The organism is Sphingomonas sp. CV7422 (assembly GCF_027945725.1).
Taxonomy (GTDB): domain Bacteria; phylum Pseudomonadota; class Alphaproteobacteria; order Sphingomonadales; family Sphingomonadaceae; genus Sphingomonas; species Sphingomonas kyungheensis.
Map to the genome: position 1 here is coordinate 1,831,220 of NZ_CP115900.1, position 16,345 is coordinate 1,847,564.

The 16,345-nt window shown below is 66.7% G+C and carries 14 protein-coding genes; 12 read left to right on the forward strand and 2 right to left on the reverse strand.

What is annotated here, in order from left to right:
* Positions 1 to 107 precede the first annotated feature (107 nt).
* The 12 genes from mdh to cyoD all read left to right on the forward strand — a co-directional run bounded on the left by mdh (position 108) and on the right by cyoD (position 13,081).
* Complete coding sequence (gene mdh, locus PBN85_RS08965) at positions 108 to 1,070, forward strand: malate dehydrogenase (protein WP_271298725.1); 963 nt, start codon at positions 108 to 110, stop codon at positions 1,068 to 1,070.
* 87 nt (positions 1,071 to 1,157) lie between these two features.
* The gene (locus tag PBN85_RS08970; RefSeq protein ID WP_271298726.1) at positions 1,158 to 1,451 is read left to right on the forward strand and encodes a GIY-YIG nuclease family protein; all 294 of its coding nucleotides are present in this window, start codon (positions 1,158 to 1,160) and stop codon (positions 1,449 to 1,451) included.
* A gap of 51 nt (positions 1,452 to 1,502) precedes the next feature.
* A complete protein-coding gene (gene sucD / locus PBN85_RS08975) occupies positions 1,503 to 2,387 on the forward strand; it encodes a succinate--CoA ligase subunit alpha (RefSeq protein WP_271298727.1) in 885 nt (294 codons plus the stop codon).
* Positions 2,388 to 2,541: 154 nt separating this feature from the next.
* The gene (locus PBN85_RS08980) at positions 2,542 to 5,514 is read left to right on the forward strand and encodes a 2-oxoglutarate dehydrogenase E1 component (RefSeq protein ID WP_271298728.1); all 2,973 of its coding nucleotides are present in this window, start codon (positions 2,542 to 2,544) and stop codon (positions 5,512 to 5,514) included.
* Between the two features lie 51 nt (positions 5,515 to 5,565).
* Positions 5,566 to 6,801, forward strand: a complete 1,236-nt coding sequence (gene odhB / locus PBN85_RS08985) for a 2-oxoglutarate dehydrogenase complex dihydrolipoyllysine-residue succinyltransferase (RefSeq protein WP_271298729.1) — start codon at positions 5,566 to 5,568, stop codon at positions 6,799 to 6,801.
* Positions 6,802 to 6,812: 11 nt separating this feature from the next.
* Complete coding sequence (locus PBN85_RS08990) at positions 6,813 to 7,307, forward strand: YfbM family protein (RefSeq protein ID WP_271298730.1); 495 nt, start codon at positions 6,813 to 6,815, stop codon at positions 7,305 to 7,307.
* Positions 7,308 to 7,324: 17 nt separating this feature from the next.
* Positions 7,325 to 8,716 carry a dihydrolipoyl dehydrogenase gene (gene lpdA, locus PBN85_RS08995; protein ID WP_271298731.1) on the forward strand — a complete coding sequence of 464 codons (1,392 nt, stop codon included), beginning with the start codon at positions 7,325 to 7,327 and terminating at the stop codon, positions 8,714 to 8,716.
* A gap of 3 nt (positions 8,717 to 8,719) precedes the next feature.
* Positions 8,720 to 9,034 (forward strand): GCN5-related N-acetyltransferase, encoded by a 315-nt coding sequence (locus PBN85_RS09000; RefSeq protein WP_271298732.1) that lies wholly within the window; start codon positions 8,720 to 8,722, stop codon positions 9,032 to 9,034.
* 189 nt (positions 9,035 to 9,223) lie between these two features.
* Positions 9,224 to 10,078: a ubiquinol oxidase subunit II gene (gene cyoA / locus PBN85_RS09005; protein ID WP_271298733.1), complete on the forward strand. Its 855-nt coding sequence runs from the start codon at positions 9,224 to 9,226 to the stop codon at positions 10,076 to 10,078.
* A gap of 2 nt (positions 10,079 to 10,080) precedes the next feature.
* Positions 10,081 to 12,087, forward strand: coding sequence for a cytochrome o ubiquinol oxidase subunit I (gene cyoB, locus PBN85_RS09010; RefSeq protein WP_271298734.1), 2,007 nt, complete (start codon positions 10,081 to 10,083; stop codon positions 12,085 to 12,087).
* Positions 12,084 to 12,707: a cytochrome o ubiquinol oxidase subunit III gene (gene cyoC / locus PBN85_RS09015; protein WP_037536632.1), complete on the forward strand. Its 624-nt coding sequence runs from the start codon at positions 12,084 to 12,086 to the stop codon at positions 12,705 to 12,707. Before cyoB ends, cyoC begins: the two co-directional genes overlap by 4 nt.
* Positions 12,704 to 13,081, forward strand: coding sequence for a cytochrome o ubiquinol oxidase subunit IV (cyoD, locus tag PBN85_RS09020; protein WP_271298735.1), 378 nt, complete (start codon positions 12,704 to 12,706; stop codon positions 13,079 to 13,081). The genes cyoC and cyoD overlap by 4 nt, the downstream gene beginning before the upstream one ends.
* 1 nt (position 13,082) lies before the next feature.
* On the opposite strand, the gene treF is transcribed toward cyoD, so the two are convergent.
* On the reverse strand, positions 13,083 to 14,615 hold the full coding sequence (treF, locus tag PBN85_RS09025) for an alpha,alpha-trehalase TreF (RefSeq protein ID WP_271298736.1): 1,533 nt from the start codon (positions 14,613 to 14,615) through the stop codon (positions 13,083 to 13,085).
* Positions 14,612 to 16,273, reverse strand: coding sequence for a glycogen debranching protein (locus PBN85_RS09030; RefSeq protein ID WP_271300867.1), 1,662 nt, complete (start codon positions 16,271 to 16,273; stop codon positions 14,612 to 14,614). Before PBN85_RS09030 ends, treF begins: the two co-directional genes overlap by 4 nt.
* Between the last annotated feature and the right edge of the window lie 72 nt (positions 16,274 to 16,345).

Genomic DNA, 16,345 nt, shown 5'->3' on the forward strand with positions numbered 1-16,345 from the left:
ATTATCAGTTAAACTTTTAACCGATACCGTTTAGCGGTTGCCGGACGCGCAAAACGGGCGTAACCGGCGTGACCAATCACGCCCTGCCTGTAACGGAGATGGATTGGATGGCTCGCAAGAAGATCGCGCTGATCGGCGCCGGTAACATCGGCGGCACGCTCGCGCACCTCGCGGCATTGAAGAACCTCGGCGACATCGTGCTGTTCGACGTCGTCGAAGGCGTGCCGCAGGGCAAGGCGCTCGATTTGTCGCAGTGCGGCCCGGTCGAGGGCTTCGACGCCAAGATCATCGGTTCGAACGATTATGCCGACATCGCCGGTGCCGACGTGATCATCGTCACCGCCGGCGTCGCGCGCAAGCCCGGCATGAGCCGCGACGACCTGCTCGGCATCAACCTCAAGGTGATGAAGGCGGTCGGCGAGGGCATCAAGGCGAATGCGCCCGACGCCTTCGTGATCTGCATCACCAACCCGCTCGACGCGATGGTCTGGGCGCTGCGCGAATTTTCCGGCCTGCCGCACAACAAGGTCGTCGGCATGGCCGGTGTGCTCGACTCGGCGCGCTTCAGCCACTTCCTCGCCGAGGAGTTCCAGGTCTCGGTCAAGGACGTCACCAGCTTCGTGCTCGGCGGCCATGGCGACACGATGGTGCCGGTCATCTCCTATTCCACCGTCTCCGGCATCCCGGTCCCCGACCTCATCACGATGGGCCGCTCGAGCCAGGAGAAGATCGACGCGATCGTCAAGCGCACGCGCGGCGGCGGCGGCGAGATCGTCGGCCTGCTCAAGACCGGCTCGGCTTATTATGCCCCGGCGACCAGCGGCATCGCGATGGCCGAGGCCTATCTCTACGACCAGAAGCGCGTGCTGCCGGCGGCGGCCTATGTCGACGGTCAGTATGGCGTCAACGACCTCTATGTCGGCGTGCCGGTGGTGATCGGGGCCGGCGGCGTCGAGCAGATCGTCGAGATCGCGCTCGACGACGAGGCGAAGGCGAACCTCACCGTCTCGGTCGATGCTGTCAAGGAACTGCTCGAAGCGTGCAAGGGGATCGACGAAACGCTGAAGTAAGGTGCGCCCGACGGACCCAAGTGTCCCCGCGAAGGCGGGGAACCAGGACTGGGCTCCCGCCTTCGCGGGAGCACATCGGGGCGAACGGTGAACAAGGCCGGCTACGTCTACATGATGGCGAGCCGGCTCAACGGAACGATCTATACAGGTGTAACGAGCGATCTCGCTGCCCGTGTCTACCAGCACCGGAATGGCCTGATCGACGGCTTCACCAAGACATACGGCTGTACGTTACTCGTCTGGTACGAAGTTCATGACGATCTGGAGGCCGCGCGATACCGCGAGCGCCAGCTCAAGAAGTGGAACCGCGACTGGAAGCTGCGGCTGATCGAAGAGAAAAACCCCGACTGGCTCGACCTGTTCGAGTCCGTGTTCGGATGACACAATTGGCGCTGCCGTATCTGCGCTAGCACAGTGAGGAAGAGAACCGAGATGAGCATCCTCGTCAACAAGAACACCAAGGTCATCACGCAAGGGATGACCGGCGAAACCGGCAGCTTCCACACCAAGGCGGCGCTGGATTACGGCACGCAGATGGTCGGCGGCGTGACGCCGGGCAAGGGCGGGACCGAGCATCTCGGCCTGCCGGTGTTCAACACCGTCGCCGAAGCCAAGTCGAAGACCGGTGCCGATGCGTCGGTCATCTACGTGCCGCCGCCCTTCGCCGCGGATTCGATCCTCGAGGCGATCGATGCCGAGATCCCGCTGATCGTCGCGATCACGGAAGGCATTCCGGTGCTCGACATGGTCCGCGTCAAGCGCGCGCTGTCGGGCAGCAAGTCGCGGCTGATCGGCCCCAACTGCCCGGGCGTGCTGACGCCGGGCGAGTGCAAGATCGGCATCATGCCGGGCAGCATCTTCAAACAGGGTTCGGTCGGCGTCGTCTCGCGCTCGGGCACGCTGACCTATGAGGCGGTGTTCCAGACCTCGAACGCCGGGCTCGGCCAGACCACCGCGGTCGGCATCGGCGGCGATCCGGTCAACGGCACCAACTTCATCGACGTGCTCGAGCTCTTCCTCGCTGACGAGGCGACCCAGTCGATCATCTTGATCGGCGAGATCGGCGGCGATGCCGAGGAGCAGGCGGCGCAGTTCCTGATCGACGAGGCGAAGCGCGGTCGCAAGAAGCCGATGGCGGGCTTCATCGCCGGTCGCACCGCGCCTCCGGGCCGCCGCATGGGCCACGCCGGTGCGATCGTCTCGGGCGGCAAGGGCGATGCCGAGAGCAAGATCGCGGCGATGGAAGCCGCCGGGATCAAGGTCGCGGCGAGCCCCTCGGAGCTGGGTTCGACGCTGCTCGAGGTGCTGAACGGCTAATGCAACCCTCCCTCTCCCACCGGGAGAGGGAGGGAGCCGCCCCGGGGCGGCACAAGGGTGAGGGCATCACGCCACGCTCGCCCTCATCCTCCCACCCGCTGTCGCGGGCGGGCCCCTCCTTCTCCCGCTGGGAGAAGGGAACAGGAAGAAGACCATGGGCTACGAAGGTCAGGATTTCAGCGACATCGCCGCAGGCGTGTCTCCCCAGTTCATCGAGGCGCTCTACGCCAAATATCAGGCCGACCAGTCGTCGGTCGATCTCGGCTGGCGCGGCTTCTTCGAAGGCCTGGAGGCAGGCAGCGGCGGTCCGAGCTGGACCAACAAGCGCTGGCCCTTGTCGACCACCGACGATCTGACCGCCGGGCTCGACCCGACGCAGATGGAGCCCGCCCCCAAGCCCGCCAAGGGCGGCAAGCCCGCCGCGGCACCGACGGCGGCGCCGTCCAGGGAGGACATCATCAAGGCGGCGGGCGATGCGATCCGCGCGCAGATGCTGGTCCGCACCTATCGCGTCCGCGGTCATCTCGCCGCCAATCTCGATCCGCTCGGCCTGTCGCGTCGCGAGATGCCCGAGGATCTGCGCACCGAATATCACGGCTTCACCGACGCCGACCTCGACCGGCCGATCTATCTCGGCGGCACGCTCGGCTTCGAATGGGCGACGGTGCGCGAGCTGGTCGACACGCTGCGCCGCAATTACTGCGGCAACGTCGGCCTCGAATATATGCATATCGTCGACGTCGAGGAGCGCCGCTTCCTGCAGGACCGCATGGAGGGCAAGGACAAGGCGATCGAGTTCAGCACCGACGGCAAGCGCGCGATCCTCAGCAAGGTGATCGAGGCGGAGCAGTGGGAGAAGTTCCTCGGCAAGAAATATGTCGGGACCAAGCGCTTCGGCCTCGACGGCGGCGAGAGCATGATTCCAGCGCTCGAAAGCGTGATCAAATACGGCGGCCAGGCCGGTGTGCGCGAGATGGTGTTCGGCATGGCGCATCGCGGCCGGCTCAACGTACTCGCCAACGTCATGGCGAAGCCGCTGCGCGTCATCTTCCACGAATTCGCCGGCGGCTCGGCCAATCCCGATGAGATCGGCGGCTCGGGCGACGTCAAATATCACCTCGGCACCTCGACCGACCGCGAGTTCGACGGGCACAAGGTGCATATGTCGCTGGTCGCCAATCCGTCGCATCTCGAGGCGGCGGATCCGGTCGTGCTCGGCAAGACGCGCGCGATCCAGACGTTGGCCAATGACCTCAGCGATCACGTCGCCTCGCTGCCGGTGCTGATCCACGGCGACGCGGCCTTCGCGGGGCAGGGGATCGTCTGGGAATGCCTCGGCTTCTCGGGCATCCGCGGCTACAATACCGGCGGCTGCGTCCATTTCATCATCAACAACCAGGTCGGCTTCACCACCAGCCCGCAATTCGCGCGCTCCTCGCCCTATCCGTCGGATGTGGCGAAGGGCGTCCAGGCGCCGGTGTTCCACGTCAACGGCGACGATCCCGAGGCGGTGACCTTCGCCACCAAGATGGCGATCGAATTCCGCCAGAAGTTCCACCGCGACATCGTCATCGACATGTGGTGCTATCGCCGCTTCGGCCATAACGAGGGCGACGAGCCGGGCTTCACCCAGCCGCTGATGTACAACGTCATCCGTCAGCATCCCGGCGTCAGCGAGATCTACGCCAAGCGGCTGATCGCCGAGGGCGTGATCGACCAGGCGTGGCTCGACGACAAGGTCAACCAGTACACCACCCTGCTCGAAGGCGAGTTCGAGGCGGGCGCGAGCTACAAGCCGAACAAGGCGGACTGGTTCGCCGGCCGCTGGTCGGGCCTGTCGGCACCGACCGACGGCGGCAGCGAGCGGCGCAACGTCGAGACGGGGATCGAGCTCAAGCTGTTCGACGCGCTCGGCCGCACGCTGACCACGGTGCCCGAGGGCATCCAGATCCACAAGACGCTGGCGCGCGTGATCGATGCCAAGCGGCAGATGTTCAAGACCGGCGAGAATTTCGACTGGGCGACCGGCGAGGCACTGGCCTTCGGCTCGCTGCTGTCGGAAGGCTATGGCGTGCGCCTGTCGGGTCAGGATTCGGGCCGCGGCACCTTCTCGCAGCGTCATGCCGTCTGGGTCGACCAGACCGACGAGCACAAATATGTGCCGCTGACCACGGTCGAGCATGGCCGGTTCGAGGTGCTCGACAGCCCGCTGTCCGAATATGGCGTGCTCGGCTTCGAATATGGCTATGCGCTCGCCGACCCCAAGACGCTGGTGATGTGGGAGGCGCAGTTCGGCGACTTCGTCAACGGCGCGCAGATCATGATCGACCAGTTCATCACCAGCGGCGAATCCAAGTGGCTGCGGGCCAACGGCCTCGTCATGCTGCTGCCGCACGGCTACGAAGGGCAGGGGCCGGAGCATAGCTCGGCGCGTCCCGAACGCTTCCTCCAGTCGTGCGCGCAGGACAATATCCAGGTCGCGAACTGCACCACGCCGGCCAATTACTTCCACCTGCTGCGCCGGCAGATGCACCGCAACTTCCGCAAGCCGCTGATCGTGATGACGCCCAAGTCGCTGCTCCGCCACAAGCTGGCGGTGTCGGCGGCGGCGGACTTCCAGGGCGACAGCCACTTCAAGCGGCTGCTGTCGGACACCAACGGCGCGGCGGATGCCGAGACGACGCGGCTGGTGCTGTGCACCGGCAAGGTCGCCTATGATTTGATCGAGGCGCGCAACGCCGCCGGCGATACGACGACGCAGATCGTCCGCGTCGAGCAGCTCTATCCTTTCCCGGGAGATGCGCTCGCCCGCCGGATCGCGCGGATGCCCAATCTGCAGGACGTCGTCTGGGCGCAGGAAGAGCCGAAGAACAACGGCTATTGGTTCTTCGTCGAGCCGCTGATCGAGGAATCGCTCAAGGCCGCCAATTGCCCGATCAAGCGGGCGCGGTACGCCGGCCGGCAGGCGGCGGCATCGCCGGCGACCGGGCTGATGAAGCGTCATACCGCCGAACAGGGCGCGCTGGTCGCCGACGCGCTCGGTCACAACGTCCGCGAGGAAATCCGCCGCACCCGCGGCGAGGGATCGACCACCACCGCCCGGCCGACGCAGGCCCCCGGCAGCTAACCCAAATTCCCCGATTGAGACCCCGCCTCCCCGGGGAGAAGGATGCAAGAGATGGCAACCGAAGTCACCGTACCCGTTCTGGGTGAATCGATCACCGAAGCCACCGTCGGCGAATGGCTCAAGCAGCCGGGCGACCCGGTCAAGGTCGACGAGCCGATCGCCAGCCTCGAAACCGACAAGGTGTCGGTCGAGGTGCCCTCGCCGGTCGCCGGCGTGATGGGCAGCCATGCGGTCAAGGTCGGCGACACGGTCGAGGTCGGCGCGATGCTCGCGACGATCGAGGCGGGTGACGGCGCCGCCGCGGTCCCGGCTCCGGCCGCCGCGCCGGCGGCAGCGCCTGCACCCGCAGCCGCGCCTGCCGCCACGCTCGCTCCGGCACAGGCCGAGCCGGCCGGCGATTCGCCCGCGGCGCTGTCGCCGTCGGTGCGGCGTGCGGTGCTCGAATATGGGCTCGACCCGGCGTCGATCACCGGCACCGGCAAGGACGGCCGCATCACCAAGGAGGACGTCGCCGCCGCTGCCGCCTCCAAGCCGGCGAACGCCGCGCCCGCCGCCGCGCCGGCGCCGGCCGCTGCGCCCGCGGGCGGCCGCAAGGAAGAGCGCGTCAAGATGACGCGCCTCCGCCAGACGATCGCCAAGCGCCTCAAGGAAGCGCAGAACACCGCCGCGATGCTGACGACGTTCAACGACGTCGACATGACCGCGGTGATCGAGGCGCGCGCCAAGTACAAGGACCTGTTCGAGAAGAAGCACGGCGTCCGGCTGGGCTTCATGGGCTTCTTCGTGAAGGCCGCGACGATGGCGCTGAAGGACATTCCGTCGGTCAACGCCAGCATCGAGGGCGACGAGATCGTCTATCACGATTATGCCGACATCTCGGTCGCGGTCAGCGCGCCCAACGGCCTCGTCGTGCCGGTGATCCGCGATGCGCAGGACCTGACCGTCGCCGGCATCGAGAAGACGATCGGCGACTTCGGCCGCCGCGCCAAGGACGGCACGCTCAAGATGGACGAGATGAAGGGCGGCACCTTCACCATCTCGAACGGCGGTGTCTTCGGCTCGCTGATGTCGACCCCGATCATCAACCCGCCGCAGGCCGCGGTGCTCGGCCTTCACCGGATCGAGGAACGCCCGGTCGTCGTCGGCGGCCAGGTCGTCGTCCGCCCGATGATGTATCTCGCGTTGAGCTACGACCATCGCCTGATCGACGGCCGCGAGGCGGTGACCTTCCTCGTCGCGCTCAAGAATGCGATCGAAGACCCGACGCGGATCCTGATCGACCTGTAAGGAGCCGAACAATGGGAATGGTTTGGGTTGTAAGAGCCGCCAGTGACGACGATGTCGTCTCCTTGCGTGCCGATCCCGAGTCCATCTACGACTTCGTCAATCCGGAGGACCTCTCTCCAGACTATCAGATCCTGGACTTGGACAAGCAGTGGCATGCTGTCCATTTCCTGCTGACGGGATCAGCTGGTCCCGTTGATAGTCCGCTGAGTTTCATCCTCGGTACCTACGAAGAAGTCGGTCCCGACCACGGTTATGGGCCGGCATGGTTTATCCCGTCTGAGGCGATACGGGCGTTCCACTCGGCTTTGGCAAAACACTCTGATGAAGAGTGGGCGAGGCGTTATGATGCCTCGACTGCCGTAGCCGAGCAGGTATATTTGGCCGAGACGCTGGCGGATGAGGGAGAGGAAGCGTTGACGTTTCTGCAATCCGATATCGCTGGGCTTCGATCATTCGTGCGCAAAGCCGTCGAGGCTGGCAACCACGCCTTCGCTCTCATCACATAATATGAACGGAGCCTATCATGGCTGAGTATGACTATGACGTCCTCGTGATCGGCGCCGGCCCCGGCGGCTATGTCGCTGCGATCCGCGCGGCGCAGCTCGGGCTGAAGACCGCCTGCGTCGAGAGCCGCGAGACGCTCGGCGGCACCTGCCTCAACGTCGGCTGCATTCCGTCGAAGGCGATGCTGCATGCGTCCGAATTCTTCGATGCCGCCGCCAACGGCACGATGGCCAAGATGGGCATCAAGGTCACCGCCGAACTCGATCTCGACACGATGCACGGCCAGCGACGCGACGCGGTCAAGCAGCTCACCGGCGGCATCGAATATCTGTTCAAGAAGAACAAGGTCGAATGGCTCAAGGGCCGCGCCAGCTTCACCGGTGAGGATAGCGTCGAGGTCGCCGGCAAGACCGTGCGCGCCAAGAACATCGTCATCGCCACCGGGTCGAGCGTGACGCCGCTGCCCGGCGTCACCGTCGATCAGAAGGTCGTCGTCGACAGCACCGGCGCGCTCGAACTCGCCAAGGTGCCGCAGCATCTCGTCGTCATCGGCGGCGGGGTGATCGGTCTCGAGCTCGGCAGCGTCTGGCGCCGGCTGGGGGCCAAGGTGACCGTCGTCGAATATCTCGACCAGATCCTGCCGGGCTTCGATGGCGACGTGCGCAAGGAAGCGCAGAAGATCTTCAAGAAGCAGGGCATGGAGTTCAAGCTGTCGACCAAGGTGACCGGCGTCACCGTTGCCGGCGACAGCGCGACGCTCACGCTCGAGCCGGCGGCGGGCGGTGCGGGCGAGACGATCGAGGCGGACGCGGTGCTGCTCGCGATCGGCCGCAAGCCCAATACCGACGGTCTCAACCTCGAAGCCGCCGGCCTGTCGGTCAATGCGCGTGGCCAGGTCGACATCGATCACGATTTCGCGACCAGCGTGCCCGGCATCTGGGCGATCGGCGACGTCGCCCCCGGCCTGATGCTCGCGCACAAGGCGGAGGACGAGGGGATTGCGGTCGCCGAGAATATCGCCGGACTGACCGGCATCGTGAACCACGACGTCATCCCGAGCGTCGTCTACACGATGCCCGAATTCGCCGGCGTCGGCCTCACCGAGGAAGCGGCCAAGGCGAAAGGTGAGGTCAAGGTCGGCAAGTTCCCGATGATGGCGAACAGCCGCGCCAAGACGAACCATGAGCCCGACGGCTTCGTCAAGATCATCGCCGATGCCAAGACCGACCGCGTCGTCGGCGTCTGGGCGATCGCCAGCGTTGCCGGTACGATGATCGCGCAGGCGGCGCAGGCGATGGAGTTTGGCGCGACCAGCGAGGACATCGCCTATACCTGCCATGCGCATCCGACGCATTCGGAAGCGCTCAAGGAAGCGGCGATGGCGGTGACCGGCAAGCCGATCCATATCTAAGCGATGACCGCGGCCGATCCCGACCGCGCCTCCCTCGAAGCCGCCTGGCTGACGCTGACCCGCGAGACCCTGCCCGGTCTCGCGGGGTGTCGTATGTGGCCGGTCCGTGCGGATCATTGTTTCCAGCGCATCCTGCTCGATGCGGCGGTGGGCGGTGTCTGGTACGATGCGGTCGCGGCGCGGCCGGCCTATCGGCATATCGCGCTGGACCGACTGGCCGAGGCGGTCAGGCTCGGCGAGAGCGCGGCGGCGGGAACGGTCGATCTGGCGACGCTCAACCGGCAGTCGCTCGCGTGGCGGCGGGCGCGCCAGCGTTAGGGCGGCGCGCCGGCACGATGCGCCGACGATGCCAGTCGCCGATCCACTCCTCGCGCATCCCCGCAAATCATCCCCGGAATAGTTCGTAAGCGGGCGAAACCCTCCGCATTGCCACTCGTTGCAATTATCGGAGAACCGTTCCGGCGGGCTTCCGCGAAGGGGAATGATGATCTGTCTGCCGCCGCTCGTATGTTGAGACGTCTGCCGTTCGTGCTGGCCGCGGCCCTCGGCGGCTGTGCGCCCGCGCTGCTCGACCCCGCAGGACCCGTCGCCGCGGGTGAGAAGACGTTGCTGATCAACTCGCTGGCGGTGATGCTCGGCATCGTCATACCGGTGATCGTCCTGACGCTCGCCTTCGCCTTCTGGTTCCGCTCGGGCAACGGCCGTGCCAAGCACCGGCCGGAATTCGCTTATTCAGGCAAGCTCGAACTGCTCGTCTGGTCGGTGCCGCTGCTCGTCATCATCTTTCTCGGCGGCATGGGCTGGATCGCCAGCCACGAGCTCGATCCGCGCCGGCCGCTCGCCGCGACGCGCAAGCCGATCACCATCCAGGTCGTCGCGCTCGACTGGAAATGGCTGTTCATCTACCCGGAGCAGGGCATCGCCACCGTCAACCGTGTCGTCGTGCCTGCCGGCACGCCGGTCGATTTCCGCATCACCTCGGCGACGGTGATGAACAGCTTTTTCGTGCCGCGGCTCGGCAGTCAGATCTATGCGATGGCGGGGATGGAGGCGAAGCTCAACCTGATGGCCGACCGGCCCGGCCGCTTCCACGGCCTGTCGGCGCATTACAGCGGCGAAGGCTTTTCGGATATGGACTTCACCGTCGACGCGGTGCCGGCGCAGCAATTTGCCGGTTGGGCGGCGAAGATGCGCGGGCAGGGGCCGGCGCTCACCGCCGACAGCTATCACGCGCTCGCCCGCCAGAAGGGCAATGTGACGCCGTTCGCTTATGGCAGCGTGCCGCGCGGCTTCTTCGCCGCGGCGGTGAGGGAGGCCGGTGCGCCGGTGCATGAAACCGACAATGGCGGGCGGGAGAGTTGAGCATGTTCGGCAAGCTCAACTGGCATTCGATCCCCTGGGATCAGCCGATCCCGCTGATCGCCGCGGCGATCGTCGGCAGCGGCATCCTGGCGGTGCTGGTGTGGACGTGGCGCGCCGGGCACGTTCCCTATCTGTGGCGCGAATGGATCACCTCGGTCGATCACAAGCGCATCGGCATCATGTATTGCGGTTTCGCCTTGCTGATGCTGATGCGCGGTTTCGTCGACGCGGCGATGATGCGCAGCCAGCAGGCGATCGCTTATGGCAATCCCGGCTATCTGCCGCCCGAACATTACGACCAGATCTTCACGGCGCACGGCACGATCATGATCTTCTTCGTGGCGATGCCGTTCGTCATCGGGCTGATGAACTTCGTCGTGCCGCTGCAACTCGGCGTCCGCGACGTCGCCTTTCCGACGCTCAACAACGTCAGCTTCTGGCTGACCGCGAGCGGCGCGTTACTCATCAACCTCAGCCTCGTCATCGGCGAATTCGCCAAGACCGGCTGGCTCGCCTATCCGCCGCTGTCGGAGCTGCGCTTCTCGCCCGGCGTCGGCGTCGATTATTATCTGTGGGCGTTGCAGATCTCGGGCGTCGGGACGTTGCTGTCCGGGGTCAACCTCGTCACCACCATCTTGAAGATGCGCGCGCCGGGCATGGGCTATACCCGCATGCCGATGTTCTGCTGGACGAGCCTTGCCTCCAACCTGCTGATCGTCGCGGCCTTCCCGATCCTGACCGCGACACTGGCGATGCTGCTGCTCGACCGCTACCTCGGCTTCCACTTCTTCACCAACGAGCTTGGCGGCAATCAGATGATGTTCGTCAACCTCATCTGGGCCTGGGGCCACCCAGAAGTCTATATCCTGATCCTGCCGGCGTTCGGCGTGTTCAGCGAGATCGTCTCGACCTTCTCGAGCAAGCCGCTGTTCGGCTACCGTTCGATGGTGGTGGCGACGATGGTGATCTGCATCCTGTCGTTCATGGTCTGGCTGCACCATTTCTTCACGATGGGGGCGGGGGCCGACGTCAACGGCTTCTTCGGCGTGACGACGATGATCATCGCGGTGCCGACCGGCGTGAAGGTCTTCAACTGGCTGTTCACCATGTACGGCGGCAAGATTCGCTTCCACGTGCCGATGCTGTGGTCGGTGGCGTTCATGGTCACCTTCGTGATCGGCGGGATGACCGGGGTGCTGCTCGCGGTGCCGCCCGCCGATTTCGTGCTGCACAATTCGCTGTTCCTCGTCGCGCATTTCCACAACGTCATCATCGGCGGGGTGCTGTTCGGCGCCTTTGCCGGATACAATTACTGGTTCCCCAAGGCGTTCGGCTTCCGGCTCGACGAGCGGTGGGGGCGGCGCGCCTTCTGGCTGTGGGTCGGCGGCTTCTATCTCGCCTTCATGCCGCTCTACGTGCTGGGGCTGATGGGGATGACGCGGCGGATGGCGCATTACGACGTGCCGGGCTGGCAGCCGTGGCTGATCGCGGCGGCGTTCGGCGCGCTGATGATCGCCGGCGGCATCGCCTGCCAGGTGATCCAACTCTATGTCTCGATCCGCAACCGCAAGGACCTCGTCGATGTCAGCGGCGATCCATGGGACGGGCGCAGCCTCGAATGGATCACCACCTCGCCGCCGCCGCCGTTCAACTTCGCGGTGCTGCCGAACGTCACGGGCGAGGAGGCCTATTGGGGGATCAAGTCGACCGCACGCGATAATGGCGAACTCTCCGAGCGCCCCAAATATGAGGCGTTCCACATGCCGCGCAACTCGCCGACCGGTGTCGTCACCGCCTTCTTCACCACCGCGCTCGGCTTTGCCGCGGTCTGGCATATCTGGTGGCTGTTCGCGCTCGGCTTCCTCGGCGCCTGGGCGACCTTCGTGATCTTCGCGTGGCGTGACGAGAATGAGATCGAGATCAGCGCCGCCGAGGCGGAACGGCTCGACGCCGAGCGGCGCAACGCCAAGGCGCGATTGCTCGACATCCCCGCGGACCAGCCGGCATGAGCGGCGATCCGCACAAGCTCGGTCGCGGTGAGATCGCGCCCAGCGAACGGGGGCCCGCGCCCAAGCGCGTCGTCGTCGCTTATGGCTTCTGGATCTTCCTGCTCACCGACTTCATCATGTTCGCCGGCTTCTTCGCCGCTTATGCGGTGCTCGCCAAGGCGACCGCGGGCGGTCCGGCGGCGCGCGACATCGTCGAGCTGCCGCTGGTCGGCGGCGAGACGGCGCTGCTGCTCGCCTCCAGCTTCGCCTGCGGCATGGCGGGGATCGCGACCGCGGCGAAAAACCGCTTCTGGTTCCAGATCGCGATGGCGGCGACCGCCCTGCTCGGCGCCGGCTTTCTCGCGCTCGAAGCCTATGAGTTCCTCCATCTGATCGGCGAAGGCCATGGCCCGCAGCGCAGCGCCTTCCTGTCGGCCTTCTTCGCGCTGGTCGGCTGTCATGGCCTCCACGTCACGCTCGGCCTCGTCTGGCTGACGACGATGATGGCGCAGGTCCAGGCCAAGGGCTTCCGTGACGAGATCCTGCGCCGCATCGCCTGCTTCAGCCTGTTCTGGCACGCGCTCGACATCATCTGGGTGGCGCTGTTCACCACCGTCTATCTGCTGGGAGTCGCCGGATGAGCGATCAGTCCGACCTCGACGACGATCGCGCGCCCGGCGAAGACTCGGGCGGCGTCGACATCCGCGGCAAGATGGTGACCTATATCGTCGGCTTCCTGCTGGCGGCGGTGCTCAGCATCGCGTCCTTCGCGGTGGTGCATAGCGGCGTGATCTACGGTCCGGGTATCCCGGTCGCATTGATCGCGCTGGCGATCGCGCAGATGGGCGTCCACCTCGTCTTCTTCCTGCATGTCACCAGCGGGCCGGACAATACCAACAACGTCCTCGCCTTGGCGTTCGGCGTGCTGATCGTCGGGCTCGTGCTGATCGGTTCGATCTGGATCATGGGCCATCTCGACCACAATCTGATGCCGGCGAGCATGCCGGCGATGTAGATCAGCGCATCGGTGGCGCGGACAGCAGCGTCCGCGTCACGCCGTTGGTCCAGCCGAACCCGTCCTGCAACGGATATTCCCCGCCGCCGCCGGGCAGCCGCTCGACGACATTGTATTTCTCGAGCAGCTTGCCGCTGGCGGCATATTCGCGGGCGACGGTCGCCAGCCAACCGTCGGCGATACGGGTGGCGAGCGCCTCCTCGCGATAGCGGCGCAGTCCGGCGATCGCGACATATTGCAGCGGCGCCCAGCCGTTGGGCTCGTCCCACTGCTGACCGGTGCGCACCGCCGTGGTGCCGAGCCCGCCTTCGCCGACCAATGGCGCGAGCGCCCGTGCGGTCGCCTGCGCCCGCGGAGCGGGGGCGAGGCCGACGAACAGCGGATAGGCCATCGCCGCAGTACGCGCCGCGGTCGGCCGCCGCGCGTCGAGATCATGGTCGGCATAGAAGCCGGCAGGGTTCCACAGATGCCGCTCGATCGCCACGCCACGATCGCGCGCGGCGGCATCATAGCCCGCCGCGCAGGCGGTATCACCGAGCTGGCGGCAATTGGCGGCGATGCTCCGCTCCATGCCGTAGAGCAGGCTGTTGAGATCGACCGGCACGATCCGCGTCGTCCGGATCGTCGCCAGCGTCCGCCCGTCGCCGAGCCAGCGCGAGCTGAAGTCCCAGCCGCTTTCCGCCCCGGCGCGCAGGTCACGGTACAGCGTCCTGGCGTCGCGCCCCGGCGTCGCCGCGACGAGCGCGGCATCCTCGCGATAGCTTTCGTCGCGCGGATCGTCGCGATCGTCCCAATAGCGGTTGAGCAACGCGCCATCGGCGAGGCGGACGACGCGGGCATGTTCGCCGCCGGGCTTGAGCCCGTCCGCGCCCGCCATCCAGAAATCATGTTCCGCGCGCATCCACCGCGTCCGCTGCGCCAGCGTCCCGGCATCGCGCGACAGGCCGGCGATCAGGTAGAAGAAGGGCGGCTGCGAGCGGCTGAGATAATAGGTGCGCGTGCCATTGGGGATGCGGCCGTAGCGATCGATCAGGCTGCCGAAATCGGCGATCATGTCCTCGACCAGATCCTGCCGCCCCGATGCCTGCAGGCCCAGCATCGTGAAGTAGGAATCCCAATAATACATCTCGCGGAACCGCCCGCCCGGTACGACGAAGCGCCGTGGCAGCGACAGCGCCGACGATCCTGCCGGCACGCTCGGCAGCGTCCGGATCAGCTGCGGCCACAGCGCGTCGATATGCGCGGCGAGGCCGAGCGTCTTCGCCGGCGGTGGTGCCACGGGCGTCACCGGCAGGGTGAAATGCGCGAGCACGAACGCCTTGAGCTCGGCATCGTCGCCACAGGCGCAACGACTATAGTCGGCAAGGATCGCGGCATCCGGTGCACGCGGCTCGGCATCGGCGAAGGTCTTCGAGTCGGGAAAGATCTGCCGCATCTGCACGTCGCGGAACAGCGCGCCGAACCGCTGCGCCGGCGACAGGGGCGTGGCCGCGACGAGCAGACCGGACAGTGCGAGCAGCAGGGGGCGGATCATGAGCGATTCTCCAGCGACTGGCCGTGGCACAGCGCAACGCGCCGCGTCCGCCGATCGACCCGCAGTGTGACGGCGGCGTCCCCGTCGGGCAAGCGCAGCACGAAGCCGTCCGCCCCGTCCCAGTCGCCGTCGCGCATCGGCTCGCCGTCGAGCCGGCGCCAGTCGGCGGCGGGATAGGGCGCCACCCGGTCGAGTCCATGCGCGGCGCGGAAGGCGGCGAGCGCGGCGACGAAGGCCTCCAGCGCGGTGTCGCGCGTCGTCCAGTCGACCCAGCCGATCGCATTGTCCTGCGCATAGGCATTGTTGTTGCCGCGTTGCGTGCGCGCGAATTCGTCGCCCGCGGTCAGCAGGATCGTGCCGCGCGACGCGAACAGCAGGGTGAGCAGCGCCCGGCGATCGGCGTCGCGTCGGGCGAGGACGGCGGCATCGTCGGTCTCGCCCTCGACGCCGTTGTTCCAGCTGTGATTGTCGCCATGGCCGTCGCGATTGTCCTCGCCATTGGCGTGATTGTGCCGCTCGGCATAAGCGACGGTGTCGGCGAGCGTGAAGCCGTCATGCGCGGCGACGAAATTGACGCTGCGGGTCGCACCCGCGCCGAACACGTCCGCCGATCCCGCGATCCGAGTCGCGAGCGCCCCCGCCGCGCCGTCACCGCGCCAGAAGCGGCGCAGGTCGTCGCGATAGCGGTCGTTCCATTCGAGCCAGGTCTGCGGGAAGCGTCCGAGCTGATAGCCGCCCGGCCCGATATCCCACGGCTCGGCGATCATCACCCGCGTCGCGAGCAGCGGGTCGGCGGCGATCTCGGCGAAGATCGGCGCCTGCGGATCGAAACCGGGGCCGCGTGCCAGCACCGGCGCGAGATCGAAGCGGAAGCCGTCGACCCCGGCGCGCGCGAAATGACGCAGGCTGGCGAGGATCAGCGCGCGCACCGCCGGCTGCGCGCAGTCGAGCGTGTTGCCGGTGCCGCTGTCGTTGATCAGCGTGCCGTCCTCGCCATGGGCGAAGTACAGCGCCTCGTCGAGGCCGCGCAGCGACAGGGTGGGGCCGTCGCGGTCGCTCTCGCCATTGTGGTTGAACACGAGGTCGAGGATCACGCCGATCCCCGCGGCGCGCAGCGTCGCGACGGTGGCGGTCAGCTCGGCGAGGCCGCCGGGGGCGAGCCGCGGGTCGATCGCCATCGGCACGACCGGATTATAGCCCCAGACATTGCGCAATCCGAGCGGCGGCAGGTGGCGTTCGTCGATCCACGCGACGATCGGCATCAGTTCGATCGCCGCGACGCGCAGCCGCTCGAGATGCGCGATCACCGCCGGATGCGCGAGCGCGGCGATCGTGCCGCGCTGCGCTGCGGGCACCTCCGGGTGCAACATGGTGAAGCCGCGCACGTTGACCTCGTAGATCAGCCCGCCGGGCGCGAAGATCGGCGGCGGCGGCAGGATGTCGGGCGCCTCGGCGACGATGCTCCACGGCACGAGCGAGCCCGTCTCCACCCCCGGCGCGCCGAGCCGGGGATCATAGGCGAAGGGGCGGTCGAGCGCGGTCGCATAGGGATCGACCAGCAGCTTCGCCATGTCCGCTCCGGCCCGATAGCCATAAGGCTGACCGAGCCCGATGCCGGCGACCGTAGCGGTCCAGACGCCCTCGCCCGCGTCGCGCATCGCGACACGCCGCTCGCTGGCACCGTCCCAGAGGCACAGCCAGACCGGCGTCGCCGCGCGTACCGCGAAGCT

Excerpts from the sequence above, each read along its gene's own strand:
- cyoC (WP_037536632.1), top strand. The coding sequence starts at position 12,084 with ATGAGCGGCGATCCGCACAAGCTCGGTCGCGGTGAGATCGCGCCCAGC.
- lpdA (WP_271298731.1), top strand. The coding sequence starts at position 7,325 with ATGGCTGAGTATGACTATGACGTCCTCGTGATCGGCGCCGGCCCCGGC.
- PBN85_RS08990 (WP_271298730.1), top strand. The coding sequence starts at position 6,813 with ATGGGAATGGTTTGGGTTGTAAGAGCCGCCAGTGACGACGATGTCGTC.
- PBN85_RS08980 (WP_271298728.1), top strand. The coding sequence starts at position 2,542 with ATGGGCTACGAAGGTCAGGATTTCAGCGACATCGCCGCAGGCGTGTCT.
- treF (WP_271298736.1), bottom strand. The coding sequence starts at position 14,615 with ATGATCCGCCCCCTGCTGCTCGCACTGTCCGGTCTGCTCGTCGCGGCC.
- cyoB (WP_271298734.1), top strand. The coding sequence starts at position 10,081 with ATGTTCGGCAAGCTCAACTGGCATTCGATCCCCTGGGATCAGCCGATC.
- cyoA (WP_271298733.1), top strand. The coding sequence starts at position 9,224 with ATGTTGAGACGTCTGCCGTTCGTGCTGGCCGCGGCCCTCGGCGGCTGT.
- PBN85_RS09030 (WP_271300867.1), bottom strand. The coding sequence starts at position 16,273 with ATGCGCGACGCGGGCGAGGGCGTCTGGACCGCTACGGTCGCCGGCATC.
- sucD (WP_271298727.1), top strand. The coding sequence starts at position 1,503 with ATGAGCATCCTCGTCAACAAGAACACCAAGGTCATCACGCAAGGGATG.
- odhB (WP_271298729.1), top strand. The coding sequence starts at position 5,566 with ATGGCAACCGAAGTCACCGTACCCGTTCTGGGTGAATCGATCACCGAA.
- mdh (WP_271298725.1), top strand. The coding sequence starts at position 108 with ATGGCTCGCAAGAAGATCGCGCTGATCGGCGCCGGTAACATCGGCGGC.
- cyoD (WP_271298735.1), top strand. The coding sequence starts at position 12,704 with ATGAGCGATCAGTCCGACCTCGACGACGATCGCGCGCCCGGCGAAGAC.
- PBN85_RS09000 (WP_271298732.1), top strand. The coding sequence starts at position 8,720 with ATGACCGCGGCCGATCCCGACCGCGCCTCCCTCGAAGCCGCCTGGCTG.